General features: G+C 67.0%; 10 protein-coding genes. 2 read left to right on the top strand and 8 right to left on the bottom strand.

Features of this window, described 5'->3' with window-relative positions:
• Positions 1-1,627, bottom strand: a 1,627-nt coding sequence (locus ABY44_RS01805) for an MMPL family transporter (RefSeq protein ID WP_431640788.1), incomplete at its 3' end; no start/stop codon positions are given.
• A gap of 323 nt (positions 1,628-1,950) precedes the next feature.
• Here ABY44_RS01805 and ABY44_RS01800 point away from each other — a divergent pair.
• Positions 1,951-2,547 (top strand): MlaC/ttg2D family ABC transporter substrate-binding protein, encoded by a 597-nt coding sequence (locus tag ABY44_RS01800; RefSeq protein WP_027790211.1) that lies wholly within the window; start codon positions 1,951-1,953, stop codon positions 2,545-2,547.
• Positions 2,548-2,717: 170 nt separating this feature from the next.
• On the opposite strand, the gene ABY44_RS01795 is transcribed toward ABY44_RS01800, so the two are convergent.
• The 5 genes from ABY44_RS01795 to ABY44_RS01775 all read right to left on the bottom strand — a co-directional run bounded on the left by ABY44_RS01795 (position 2,718) and on the right by ABY44_RS01775 (position 8,913).
• Entirely contained in the window at positions 2,718-3,854 is a 1,137-nt protein-coding gene (locus ABY44_RS01795) for a fimbrial protein (RefSeq protein ID WP_230948864.1), read from the bottom strand.
• A gap of 32 nt (positions 3,855-3,886) precedes the next feature.
• Complete coding sequence (locus tag ABY44_RS01790) at positions 3,887-6,514, bottom strand: fimbria/pilus outer membrane usher protein (protein ID WP_060174093.1); 2,628 nt, start codon at positions 6,512-6,514, stop codon at positions 3,887-3,889.
• A gap of 72 nt (positions 6,515-6,586) precedes the next feature.
• Positions 6,587-7,360, bottom strand: a complete 774-nt coding sequence (locus ABY44_RS01785) for a fimbria/pilus periplasmic chaperone (protein WP_060174092.1) — start codon at positions 7,358-7,360, stop codon at positions 6,587-6,589.
• 89 nt (positions 7,361-7,449) lie between these two features.
• Entirely contained in the window at positions 7,450-7,998 is a 549-nt protein-coding gene (locus ABY44_RS01780; RefSeq protein ID WP_027790215.1) for a fimbrial protein, read from the bottom strand.
• A gap of 273 nt (positions 7,999-8,271) precedes the next feature.
• Positions 8,272-8,913, bottom strand: coding sequence for a TetR/AcrR family transcriptional regulator (locus tag ABY44_RS01775; RefSeq protein ID WP_060174091.1), 642 nt, complete (start codon positions 8,911-8,913; stop codon positions 8,272-8,274).
• A gap of 144 nt (positions 8,914-9,057) precedes the next feature.
• Between ABY44_RS01775 and ABY44_RS01770 the strand changes: the two genes are divergently transcribed.
• Entirely contained in the window at positions 9,058-10,581 is a 1,524-nt protein-coding gene (locus ABY44_RS01770; protein ID WP_431640786.1) for an MFS transporter, read from the top strand.
• A 45-nt stretch (positions 10,582-10,626) separates the two neighbouring features.
• On the opposite strand, the gene ABY44_RS01765 is transcribed toward ABY44_RS01770, so the two are convergent.
• A complete protein-coding gene (locus ABY44_RS01765; RefSeq protein WP_027790218.1) occupies positions 10,627-11,271 on the bottom strand; it encodes a response regulator in 645 nt (214 codons plus the stop codon).
• A 29-nt stretch (positions 11,272-11,300) separates the two neighbouring features.
• The gene (locus ABY44_RS01760; RefSeq protein ID WP_027790219.1) at positions 11,301-12,686 is read right to left on the bottom strand and encodes a cache domain-containing protein; all 1,386 of its coding nucleotides are present in this window, start codon (positions 12,684-12,686) and stop codon (positions 11,301-11,303) included.
• Positions 12,687-12,724 lie beyond the last annotated feature (38 nt).

Raw genomic sequence — 12,724 nt, 5'->3', positions numbered from 1 at the left:
GGATGAAGGTCGACAGCGTGGTCGTGCGGCCGACTTCAGGCAGTGCGTCGAGGCGCTTCGCGGCCGCGTCGGCATCGGCGAGCGACGGCGCGAGCAGCGTGACGTCGTTGACGGCGGCTTCCGGCGAATCCTTCAGCGCAAGCAGTGTCGCCATCGATTCGCTGTGCGGATCCTTCAGGTGCAGCGGGTTGAAGTCGAAGTGGAGGAACGCGAGCAGCGGCAGCGCGCCGATCACGACCACGAGCGTGCCGATCAGGATCGGCTTGCGATGGCGATCGAGGTAGTCGTCGACCGGCGCGAGCCACGGGAAGCCCGGCGTCTTCGATTCGCCCGGCGGCGCGAACAGGCGCAGCAGCGCCGGCAGCAGCGTGATCGTGGTCAGCAGCGCGACGAACATCCCGACGCCCGCGATCAGGCCGAGTTCGGACACGCCGCGATAGGCGGTGGGAATGAACGAGAAGAAGCTCGCCGCGACGGCCGCGGTGGCCAGCGCGAGCGGCATGCCCATCGAGTGCGCGGCGCCGATCAGCGCGTGATCGATGCGCGGATCGCGGAAGCGCTCCTCGCGGTATTTCACGCCGTACTGGATCGAGAAATCGACGCCGAGGCCGACGAACAGCACCATGAACGCGACCGAGATCATGTTCAGCGAGCCGACCATCGCGAGGCCGAGCGCGGCGGTCACGACGAGGCCGACGAACAGCGTGACGAGTACCGAGCCGATCATCCGCTTCGAGCGCAGCGCCAGCCACAGGATGACGAGCACGGCGAGCAGCGTGAGCGCGCCATTGAGCGCCGCGCCATCTTCGACGGACGCGAATTCGTCGTCGGCGAGCGGCTGTTCGCCGGTCAGGCGCACGGCAGCGCCGTAGCGCTTCTCGAGGTCGAGCGAACGGGCCGCGTCGCGGATCACCTGGCTGGTTTCCGCGCCGGCCTTCAGCGCGCCGTAGTTGACCACCGGCTGCACGGTGACGAACGCGCGCGCGGGCTGCCGCGCGGCATCGTTGTCGACCAGCGCGCGCCACGAGAACGCGGCCGGCTTGCCGGCCAGCACGTCGTCGACCGTCGCGGCGCTGCGTGCGAGCAGCTTCGCCATCGCGGGCAGTTTCACCTGGCCGGTCAGGAGCGGCTGGCCGAGCGTGGTGGAGAGTGTGGTCGCGAGCCCGGTCAGGCTCGGGTTCTTCGCGAGTTCGTTGACGAGCGGGCGCGCGCTCGCGAGCTGCGAGGTGGTATCCGTGACCTCCTGCGGCGACAGGAACAGCAGCCCGTTGTGCTCGAAGAACGGCCCGCCGCCGGGCTCGGCGACCTGGCCGATGCGGCCGGCGTCGGCATCCTTGCGCAGCGCTTCGGTCAGCGCATGCGCGGCGGCGTTCGCGAATTCGGGCGCCGGCGCCTCGACGACTGCGAGGATCGTGCCGTTGCGTTGCGGGAACGCCTTGTCGACGGCCTGGCCGAGGGCGGCCCATTGCGGCTCGGCATCGACGAGCTTGCTGATGTCGGTGTTGATCTTGAAATGCTGCGCGACATAGACGCCGCTGAGCGCGGCGATGACGAGCGACAGGACGACGACCCAGACGGGGCGGCGCACCGACCATGCAACGAGTCGGACGATGAGAGATGTCACCATGTGGCGGTGGGGAGCGGCTGGCAAGGGCAAAGTAGCCAAGTATACCGGCGCGGCGTGGCGGCGGTCGTGACGTTGGGGGTTTCGGGGCGGGAAGGAGATTTGTTCGCGACGGCGGAATCGATACCGATGGCTCGCCGGTTTGTAAGGGGATATTTACATAATCGGCGCCGCGCTGCGTCGTCGCGCCGCCGCCCGCCTGTGACAAAGGAACCTGAAAGGTAACAGTCGGTCACGGCGGCGCACCGAGGCGTCGGGCCCGGTATACTTTGCTTCGTCGGCCGGTGCAATGAACCGGTCGTTTTTTCTCATCGAGCGATATTCGTATGAAACGTCATCTGTTTGCTTTCGTCGCGGCGGCCGCCGTGTCGGTTTCCGCTTTTGCGCAGAGCGCGCCGGTCGATATCGTCCGCAATGCGGTCGAAGGTACCGTCAACGCGATGAAGGCCGATCCGGCCGCGCGCGGTGGGGACATGGCGAAGGTCTCGGCGGTCGTCGAGCAGCGCTTCCTGCCCGCGACCAACTTCGAGCGCACGACCCGCATCGCGGTCGGCGACGCGTGGAAGCAGGCCACGCCGCAACAGCAGCAGGAGCTTTACAAGCAGTTCAAGCTGCTGATGACGCGCACCTACGCCGCGTCGCTCGCGCAGCTCGGCAGCCAGGACGCGAAGTTCTCGTTCAAGGCCGGCGGCGCGTCGGGCGCCGACGCGCTCGTGCAGTCGACGGTCACGACGCCAGGCGACAGCCAGTCGGTCGGCTATCGTCTCGGCAAGGTCGGCAACGACTGGAAGATCTACGACATCGACATGTCGGGCGCGTGGCTGATCCAGGTCTACCAGGGCCAGTTCAAGAGCCAGCTCGCATCGGGCGGGATCGACGGCCTGATCGCGTATCTGCAGAAACACAATTCGCGGACGAACTGACCGCCGCCGCGCGGTTCGGAATCCGGATGCATGAAGGGCGCCCTCGGGCGCCCTTGTTTATTTACCCTGGGGCGTGGTGAGCGGTCGAACGACCGACGCGTCCGCACGTCCGGGCGTGACCGCGCAAGTCCAGGCCGCCTCCGCGCACATCGAGGTTCGCTGTGCGCGACTTACTGATACGTCATGGTGAAGGTCAGCACGGCGTTTGCGCTGCCGGCTGTGACCTTCGCGGCCGTCTGGTAGTACCTGGCCGTGAGCGGGATCGTGTAGGAGCCGCCGGTCGATTTGCTGTAGCTCGTCAGCGTGTACTGCGTGTTGTATTTCAGCGCGTTGCCGTTGCCGTCCTTCAGTTGCAGGCCGATACCGGTGGCCGTCGAACCGCTCGACAGCGCCAGCACGCCGTTGGTGCTGTCGAGGACGGCATTGACCGGGATGAACTGGTACTGGATCGAGTTCAGGCCTGTCGGGCAGGCGTTGACCGCCACGTTGAACGAGACGGCCTGCTTGTTGGTCGAGCCGATGCCCGTGAATTCCGACTGCATGGGCGAGCCCATGCTGACCGTCACGTTCGGCGTGGTGCACGCCGCGACGTTGACGATGGTCGAGGTCAGCGAATACGACACGTGGCTCGAAGCGGAGACCGCAAACGGGCCGTTGATGTTTGCTCCCCCCGTCGAGGGCGCTCCCTCGAACAGCACGCCGCCCGTCACCGTGCCCGCCGTGATGGCGCCGGTCTTGACCAGCGCCACCTGAACCTGGCCGCCGTTGTTGACCAAACTGCTCGTACCGTTCAGGTTACAGGCCCACCCAGCCCAAGGGCTGGGTAGCGGCGGCCTCGGCGTGCCGAGATCGTCCCATGGCTGCCATCCGCAACCGTTCGCATAGGAACGCACGCCGATCGCGACACCGACGCCTGGCACATTGGTATTCCAGACCGTATAGGCGACACCATTCGGCCCGGCCACCGTCATGCCGGCCTTGGTCATCGACAACGCTTCGAAGGCCATACCCGAGAATGCAGAACCCGACACGGTGCAACTATAGAAGTTGGTGGTGGCCGGAGTACTGGCCCAGGCAGTCAGTACCGTACCGATCGCGGCGTCGCGCGGGATCGTCACCGAAGCCGGCATCGAGATCGTCACCGTCTGCGCCGTGCCCGTGCAACTGGCGCTCTGCGCAAACGCGGCACGCGAACCCAGGCCAGGCATCAACGCTACCAGCGCGAGCAGCCAGAACACCACGCGGCCCCAGCCGCGCGCCGATTTCGCCTGCCGGCGCGTCGCGGCCGGTTTTTCGTTCTTGTTCATCTTCTTTCCCGGGTTCATCGCATCCGCTGCGCTCATTTCGTGCATACCGCCTCCGCGTCGATCCAGCGTTGCTTGCTCGTCTTGTTTTCCGTTGGCAGCGTGTAGGAGAGCGAACAGTGATCGCCATCCGTGTCGCCCCACTTCACCTTCAGCGTGCCGGTATCCGTCTTCACGCCGCGCAGCACGACGCGGCCATCCTGCGCGACGGTGCCGACGTTCTGCCCCGCCGTATCGCTCACCTCCGCGCCGAACGGAACCGGCTCACCATCGGCCATGCGCGCGCGCATGATTACCGCGCGTCCGCCGCCCTCGGTCTCGTACTTCAGCCGCACCACCGCACCCGCGGTCGGCGCGACGTGCTGCGCGCTGGATTTGAGCTCGACGCTCATCGGCACGCCCTTCGGATCGATTTCCACCTCGTTGGTCGAGAACGGCGTCAGGGTCGACACCAGTGCATGACCGAACCGATCGATGCGCAGGCCGCTGCCGGCCGTCACGCGTGCGCCGTTTGCGTCCTTGGCCTCGACGATCGCCATCGTCTCGCCCATGGTCGGCGTGAAGGCCACGCCGCCGGCATAGGCCACCATACCGCCCGAGATGCCGCCGCCGTACTGCGTAAAGCCGGTGCCCTTCGAAGCGTTGCCCGACAAGGTCGCATACGGCGACATGTAGGACACGTTGCCGCCGACGTTGGCGGTCGCCCCGGTGCCGCTGCCGCGGGTATGGCCGACGTTCACGCCATAGCTGAGCGCGTTGTCGATGCCGAGCGAGCCGGTCAGCGACTGCTGGACCAGGGTTGCGCCATGGCTGTCGTGTTGCAGGCTGGTCGACGAGTACAACGTGCGCGAGCCGAGGTTCAGCGGGATCGACACGTTCAGCATGAAGCGGTTGTCCCAGCGGTTTTGCGTCGCGTCGAATTGGCGCGCGACCGACACGCCGTAGTTGATGCGCCGGAAATTGTTGCTGTAGCCGGCCTGGAACTGCGTGTCGTTGCCGCTGCGATTCCAGTAATTGACGGTCGAGCCGGACAGGTAGAACGAGCCCCAGCCTTCCGGCAGGCCCTGGTTCAGCATGACCTGGAACTGACCGCGACGCACGCCGCCCGACAGCAGGCCGTTCACGCCGCCGGTCTGCTGGCTGCGCAACTGCATGGCGTCCTGCAGGCCCAGGTAACCGCTGCTCGAATAACGATAGGCGGCCACCGCGATATTGGTATTGGTCGGACTGATCAGCTTGCTGTACGAGAGCTTCACGCTCTGGCCGTGGCGTGTGCCCAGGCCGGGCAGATCGGTGTTGGCCTGCGTGATGTCCAGCGCGAACGAGCCCAGCCCGGTGTTGAGCGCGACGCCGGCCAGGCCTGCCAGGTAGCCGGGCGCGGCCGTCATGCCGCCGTAGCCGGTGATCAGGTTGGTGAAACCGTGCTGTACGGTCGCCTGGAACAGCGCGGGCTTGCTCGACAGCAGCGGACTGCGGTACTGGCCGGCCGTCACGCTGAAACGCGTGATGCCGGGCCGCAGCGAACTGACGGCCGACGCATACGGCACCTTGAAGGTGTGGATGCTGCCGTCGGCTTCGGTCACGATGACGTCGAGGTCGCCGCCATAACCGGTCGCATAGAGATCGTCGATCTCGAACGGGCCGGTCGCGACGGTGGCGCTGTAGATGATGTTGCCGTTCTGGCGCACCTGCACCAGCGCATTGCTGTTGGCGATGCCGTGGATGGTCGGCGCATAGCCGCGTTGCGATTCCGGATACATGCGCTCGTCGCTGGCGATCCGCACGCCGCGAAAGCCCACGCTGTCGAACATCGTGCCGTCGGTGAACGCGTCGCCGATCACGAGTTGCGCCTTCAGGCGCGCGATCGAGCGCTGCAGGCTGGTCTGCACGCTTTGGTAGTGTGTGCCGCCGTGCGTGTCGTAGGTGGTGTTGCCGTTGTGGCGGAAGCGCCAGGGCCCGACGTTCAGGCCGGCGGTCAGGCCCAGGTAGGCCTGGGTCGACGAGGCGCCCTGGTTGTCGGCGCGGTAGATGTTGCCGTTGTACGACAGCAGCGCAGCCGGCACGCCCTCGTCCCAGTAGCGCGGATCCACGTAGCCGCGCGCCGCGCGGCTCAACGAGGCCTGCGGGATGCTGACGTCGAGCCGCTGCTCGCCATTGTCGAAAGTGGCGACGGCGTCCGGCACCAGCATGCCGATCGTCGCGCAGGCATGGTTCGAGTCCGTCAACATGAGCGTCGCTTCGGGCGACAGCTTCGCGAGATCCACCCCGACCTGCTGCAGCAGCTCGCGATCGAAGCAGGGCTGGACGTTGTTTCGGCTGTCGCCCACCTGGCGCAGCGTGATCGCGGTACGACCGATCCAGTTCGTGTTGACGTACAGGTCGGCGCGATACGAACCCGGCGCCGCGGCATTGCCTTTTTCGAAGCGACTGACGTCCACCCGCGTGCCGCCCGGGCGCTGCAGGAACAGGTCGTCGAACTGGACTTCCGCCACCTGTGTGGCGCTTGTGGTCTGCGCCATCGTGCCAGTCGACGCGAACACCGACAGCGCGAGCAGGAAGCACGGGCGCGGGCGCCAGCGCACGAATGGCGGCAAACTCGAAAGACGTTGGATCACGATAGGCACCCGAGCGTGAGCAAGCCTCCGCCCTGCCCGGGCGGGCATGCTTGGTCTTGCTGTGGAAAGGACGTGGCGCGCTACCCGCGCCTCGCGCAATGGAAGAGAGTCAGTCGCGCATCATCGCGACGGTGCGGCGGTGTCTGACCGCAATGGCGTCTCGCCGATGACCGAGCCGCCGTAGTCGTTCAGCGTCGTGTAACGCACGCTGGCGCCGGCCGAGCCGGGCACATCGCCTTTCAGCGGGAAGGCGCGCGTCTCGCCCGGCCCGACCATGCCGCCATCGTCGAAGATTGCGCTGCGTCCGCCCGACTGCACGCTGATCGTGGTCAGCGACACATGGAACGGCGTCGGGTTGTGCGCCTCGATGGCCGGCTTGCCGTCGGCCTGTGTGAGCCGCCAGGTGAGCTGCGCCGGCGCATCGGCCGATGAACCCGCGAGTTTTTCCGGACGATAGAACAGCTTGATGCGCGAACGGAATGCGAGCTGGATACGGTTCATGTCCGCGTCCGCCGCGCTCGGCTTGGGCGGCACCTCGAGCACGTTGAGCCAGAACACCGACTCGTGATCCTGCGGCATGGGTTCGCCGGTGTAGACGATGCGCAGCGTCTGCGATTTGGACGGATCGATCCGCGAGATCGGCGGCGTGACGGTGAAGGGCACCTTGGTCGTGGACGGCGCGCCGCGCACGTCACCTGTATCGACCCACGACTGCACGAGCGCGGGCGACTGGCCGGCGTTCGACAGCTTGAGCGTGACCTCGGATTCGCTCGCGGCATAGATTACGCGCGTGCCACCGATCACCACCGATGCATCGGCGGGCGTTGCCAGGTAGCCGAGCCATGCGGCGCATGCGGTGGCGATCGCGCGCCGGAGGGTGTTTCGAAGCTTCATGATGGAGATCGATGCAGGTAGCGAGCACGAGGGACGGAGCGACGTCGTGTCGCTCCGCCCGATCTTGCTATGTATAACTAAGTGATTGGTTACTGATAAACGAGCGAGTACATCACGCTCGACGTCGCCGCGCCTGCCGTTGCAGCGCCGGTTGCGAAGTACTGCGCGTAGTAGTTCAGCGTGGCGGTGCCGGTCGAGCTGATTGCGACTGACTTCGAGTTTTGCGAGGCGTCAGCTGCGCCGATCTTGATAGGCGAATAGGTGCCGTCGCCGTTCAGCAGCTGGATCTCGACGTTGGTCGCGCCGCCGGCGGCCAGGATCAGGTTGCCGGTGGCGGTGTCGACCGTCGGGCCCGGTTCGAAGTAGGTGTGGACGTTGCCCGACGCCGGCGTGCAGGCCGTCAGCGCGATGTTGAAGGGCGTGCGGTTGGCCCACTGGCCTGCGGCGGCCAGCGCGCTGGTCGCCACCGATTGCAGCGGCACATTGAAGTTGTTCGAGCCGCTGCCGTTGCCGTTGATCGTGCAGGTTTGCGCGGTAACGCTGCCGTTGAACGTGATTGTGCCGTCGGCTGCGGATGCGATTTGCGACGCAGTGGCTGCAGCCACGAACAACACGGCGGTAATGAGTTTGGTTTGCATGTTTTGGTTTCAGAAAGAATCGATCTGGATGGTGATACGACGCCGACGCGATATCCGTTGACAGCGCGACGCGACATCCAACGGCGACCCGAAAAGGCATCACACGGCCGAATATTATGTTTTCGGCTTGGTTACACTTGGACAGAACGAATCCTACTGGCGTCAACAATTCGTAAGATGAACAATTGTCACTTCGCGGTGGCACCAATGAAAAATGCCGTTCAGCGTGACTGAACGGCATTCGCCCTCGGGTGCCTGGTTCGTTGCCGTGCGTCAGGTGCCGGCGCCGAGCATCCGCAGGCAATCGTCGACCACCGCGTCGACGAACGCGGTGCGATCCGTTTCCGGCGCCGCGATGATGTGGTCGGTCGCGCCGTGCACGCCCGCATAGATCAGCAGCGCGGTGACCTGCGGGTGCGCGAGCCGCCACGTGCCGGCCCGTGCGCCGCCGTCGAGGATCTCGCCGAGCTGTTCGAGGATCGCGTTCTTGTCGGCATTCGCGCGATCGTGGTGATGGTGATTCGCGTAGACGATGTCGTGCGTGCGGTAGGTCGCCGCGTAGGTTTCGATGTTGGCGCGGATCCACGCGCGCAGGCGCGCGAGCCAGTCGTCGGCGTCGCACGCGTCCACGGCGTGCTGCAAACGGTCGAGGAACGACGCCGTGTAGCGCTGCGCGAGCGCGGCGAGCATGTCGGATTTCGATTCGAAGTAGTGGTAGAACGTGCCCTTCGCCACCTGCGCGTGCTCGACGATCTCGCTGATGGTCGTCGCTTCCACGCCCTGCGCGAGGAACAGCCTCTCGGCCGCGGCCATCAGCTCCTCGAGGCGCACTTCCGCCGGCTTCGTGCGCGGCAGCTTGCCCGCCGGCGCGTCGTCCTTTCCTGTCGTGATTCCTGCCTTTGTCCTGTCCGTCATCGCGCGGCTCGACGCCCGTTCGTGCAAAGCCCGCAGTTTAGGCCAGCGCCCCGTTCACGGCCAACGCAATTCATTGACCGACGGTCAGTCGATATATATGATGCGAATCATTCTCATCTTCGTGCCCCTGAAGGGCCGACCGCCATGCCTCGCTACCGTCGCGCCGCACTCGTCCTGGCCGCCTGTCTCGGCACCTTTCTCGCCACGCTCGACATCAGCATCGTCAACGTCGCGTTGCCGACGCTGCAGACGGCGCTCGATACCGACATCGGCGGCCTTCAGTGGGTCGTCAACGCGTACGCGCTCGCGCTGTCGGCGTTCATGCTGTCGGCCGGCCCGCTCGGCGATCGCTACGGACACAAGCGCGTGTGGCTCGCCAGCGTGGTCCTGTTCACGGCCGGGTCGGTGGTCTGCGCATGCGCGAGCCGGCTCGAGCCGCTGCTGATCGGGCGCGCGATCCAGGGGCTCGCCGGCGCGTTGCTGATACCGGGCGCGATGCCGATCCTCACGCATGCGTTTCCCGATGCGCGCGAGCGCGCCCGCGCGATCGGCGGATGGTCCGCGTTCAGCGCACTCGCGCTGATCCTCGGGCCGCTGGCGGGGGGCCTGCTCGTCGAGCATGGCGGATGGCAGGACATCTTCCTCGTCAACGTGCCGATCGGCATCGTGACCGTGCTGCTCGGCGCGTGGGGCATTCCGGAGCGCCGGCATCCGCAGCACGCGGCGTTCGACCCGCTCGGCCAGGCGCTGAGCGTGGTCTGGCTCGGGTTGCTCACCTACGGGCTGATCGGCATCGGCGAAGCCGGCGCGTCGCACGTGAAGGTGATCGTGCCGCTCGCGGGCGCCGCGGTGGCGTTCGTCGTGTTCGTGCGTGTCGAAACGCGCGTCGAGCGGCCGCTGCTGCCGGTCTGGCTGTTTCGCGACCGGCGGCTGGTGCGCGCCAATCTCGCGTCGTTCGTGCTCGGGTTCTCGGGGTACAGCAGCCTGTTCTTCCTGTCGCTGTTCCTGCAGCAGGCGCAGGGGCGCACGCCCGCCGCCGCCGGCTGGCAACTGATGCCGCAGTTCGTGATGACGGCGGTCACGTCGATGCTGTTCGGGCGCATCGCGGCGCGCATTCCGTTGCACGGGCTGATGGTGGCCGGGTATGGCCTGGTCGGCGCGATGCTCGCGGTCATGGCGGGCTTCGGTGCGGGAACGCCGTATGTGCCCGTCGGCATCGCGCTGGCGGTGCTCGGGGTCGGCATGGGGCTCGCGGTGCCCGCGACCGGCATGACCGTGATGGAACTCGCGCCGGCCGAACGCGCGGGCATGGCGTCGGCGACGATGAACGCGTTGCGCCAGACGGGGATGAGCATGGGCATCGCGGTGCTCGGCAGCATGATGAGCGTCGGTGCGCTGCACCGGATGACGGCCGCGATGCAAGCGGCCGGCAGCGCGCAAGCGGATACGCTGGCGCGGCAGGCGGTGATGGAGCATGTGTTTGCAGCGGGACAGCCGGCGCTGCTTGGCGCGTATCGGGATGCGATGGCGCACGGTTTTTCGATCGCGGTCCTGTGTTCCGGAATCCTCAGTGTGGGTGTTGCGGTGATGCTGAAGATGCGGCGTGAAACGAAGAAGCAATCGGGGCGCGCGGCGGCGGCGTGTGTGACGTCTTCACGGCCGGAATGATGCGGCTTGCCAGCCGAGCCTTTTGCGGCAGATCGCGGTGCCGACCTACCTTCGCCGATGCTCGACCGCGAACTTGATCAGCTCGGCCTGCCCCTCGATCTCCAGCTTGCGCTTCAGGTTGAGCCGGTGCGTCTCGACCGTGCGCACCGACAGCCCCGTCTGCTGCGCGATCTGCTTGCTCGACAGCCCTTCAGCCAGCGCGTCGAGGATGTCGCGTTCGCGCGGCGTGAGCCGGTCGAGCGGCGACGCGGTCGTGCTCGCGTGGATCATTCGCGCGGCGAGCCCTTCGCTGAAGAACGTCTGGCCCGCCAGCACCGTGCCGATCGCGCGCACGATCTCGCTCGCGGGCGAATCCTTCAGCAGGTAGCCGCTCGCGCCGGCGCGCACGGCTTGCGTCACGTATTCGACGTTGTCGTGCATCGACAGCATCAGCACGCGGATGCCCGGAAAGCGTTCGTGAAACACGCCCGCGAGCGTGATGCCGTTCATGCCGTTCATGCCGATGTCCATCAGCGCGAGATCGGGTTCGAGCGACGCGGCGAGCGCGAGCGCCTCGTCGGCGTTGCCGGCTTCGCCGACCACGGACAGGTCGGCCGCTTCGAGCCGCATCCGCAAGCCGTCGCGCACGAGCGGGTGATCGTCGACGAGCAGCAGTCGGGCGACGGGCCGGGCGGTGTCGGGGGCGCTCATGCGTGAAAGGTCTCCTGTGATGGGGCGCGTCATGACGCGGCGCCGGGCAGCGGCACGCGCGCGGCGACGATCGTGTGGCCGACCTGCGACGTGATCGTCAGCGTGCCGCCGAGCGCGTCGAGGCGCTCGCGCATGTTGCGCAGGCCGATGCCGTGGCGCACGTCGGCCTGCGAGCGTTCGGCGTCGAAGCCGCAGCCGTTGTCGGCGATGGTCAGCGTGACGGATTGCGCGCCGACGTCGAGCGTGACGGCCGCGCGCGACGCCCGCGCATGATGCACGATGTTGCTCAACGCTTCCTGCGCGATCCGGAACAGCGCGGTGTTGACCGCCGCGGGCAGCGGCCGGGCGCCGCTGTGCGCGACCTGCGTGTAACCGATGTCGATGCCGCTTTCGGCGCCGAGCTCGCGCACCAGCTGCTCGAGCGCCGCCGCGAGGCCGAGATCGTCGAGCATCGCGGGGCGCAGCGCATGCGAGATGCGCCGCACTTCACGCAGCGTGTCGCCGAGCCGCACGACGCCCGATGTCAGCGCCTGCTCGGCCTCGGGCATGCGCGCGGTGCCGCGTTCGAAGCGCGCGAGCGCGGATTCGAGCATCAGCTTCGCCGATACCATCATCTGGCTGATCCCGTCATGCAGCTCGCGTGACAGCCGCGCCCGCTCCTGTTCCTGCGATTCGACGACGCGCTGCGCGAGCAGCTTGAGCTTCGCGTCGGCGCTGCGCGACTCGCTGACGTTCAGCACCAGCGCGCACACGGCGATCGCGGCCGCCCCCGTGAGCGCGATCGCGGTGAGCCAGCTCATCGTGCGCTCGATGTTCGCGGACGCGCGCGCGTCGATGCGCTGCAGCGCGGTGTCGACATCGTCGAGATAGATGCCGGTGCCGACCATCCAGCCCCAGCGTTCGAGCGCGATGACGTAGCCCAGCTTCGGCGCGACGCGGCCCGTCGACGGCCGCTGCCACGCGTAGCGCACGTAGCCGCCGCCGCTCGACGCCGCGCCGATCAGCTTCTGGATCGTCAGCGCGCCCTGCGGGTCGCGCATCGACCAGTAGTTGTGGCCGACACGCTCGGGCTCGCGCGGATGCATCAGGGAATTGCCGTGCAGGTCGTACACGAAGAAGTAACCGTCCGGGCCGAAATCCATCTTCTGCAGCATCGCGAGCGCCTGCGTGCGCAGCAGCGCGTCGTCGCGCGCGTTGCGGCCGCTCGCGTCGTAGAGCGGCATGATCGCGCTCGTCGCGAGCTCGACGTAGTGCTTGAGCTCGACCTCCTTGCTCGACATGTACGCGGCCTGGATCGTCGCGTGCTGCGTGCGCGCGAGGGACGTCGCCTGCTGGCGCACGCCGAAACCGATGCCGGCGATCGCGAGCAGGAACGGCACGATGGCCAGAAGGAAGATCTTTGCCTTGAGTCTCATGGTGGTGCGAAGCGGCCGCGCACCGCGCGGGCCGGCCG

The organism is Burkholderia sp. ZZQ-2, from assembly GCF_050768715.1.
GTDB classification, from domain to species: Bacteria; Pseudomonadota; Gammaproteobacteria; order Burkholderiales; family Burkholderiaceae; genus Burkholderia; species Burkholderia cepacia.
This window is presented reverse-complemented; position numbering and strand designations above follow the sequence as displayed.

Coding starts and splice junctions, on each gene's coding strand:
- ABY44_RS01800 (WP_027790211.1), top strand. CDS start 1,951: ATGAAACGTCATCTGTTTGCTTTCGTCGCGGCGGCCGCCGTGTCGGTT.
- ABY44_RS01765 (WP_027790218.1), bottom strand. CDS start 11,271: ATGAGCGCCCCCGACACCGCCCGGCCCGTCGCCCGACTGCTGCTCGTC.
- ABY44_RS01790 (WP_060174093.1), bottom strand. CDS start 6,514: ATGCCCGCCCGGGCAGGGCGGAGGCTTGCTCACGCTCGGGTGCCTATC.
- ABY44_RS01775 (WP_060174091.1), bottom strand. CDS start 8,913: ATGACGGACAGGACAAAGGCAGGAATCACGACAGGAAAGGACGACGCG.
- ABY44_RS01760 (WP_027790219.1), bottom strand. CDS start 12,686: ATGAGACTCAAGGCAAAGATCTTCCTTCTGGCCATCGTGCCGTTCCTG.
- ABY44_RS01770 (WP_431640786.1), top strand. CDS start 9,058: ATGCCTCGCTACCGTCGCGCCGCACTCGTCCTGGCCGCCTGTCTCGGC.
- ABY44_RS01795 (WP_230948864.1), bottom strand. CDS start 3,854: ATGAACAAGAACGAAAAACCGGCCGCGACGCGCCGGCAGGCGAAATCG.
- ABY44_RS01785 (WP_060174092.1), bottom strand. CDS start 7,360: ATGAAGCTTCGAAACACCCTCCGGCGCGCGATCGCCACCGCATGCGCC.
- ABY44_RS01780 (WP_027790215.1), bottom strand. CDS start 7,998: ATGCAAACCAAACTCATTACCGCCGTGTTGTTCGTGGCTGCAGCCACT.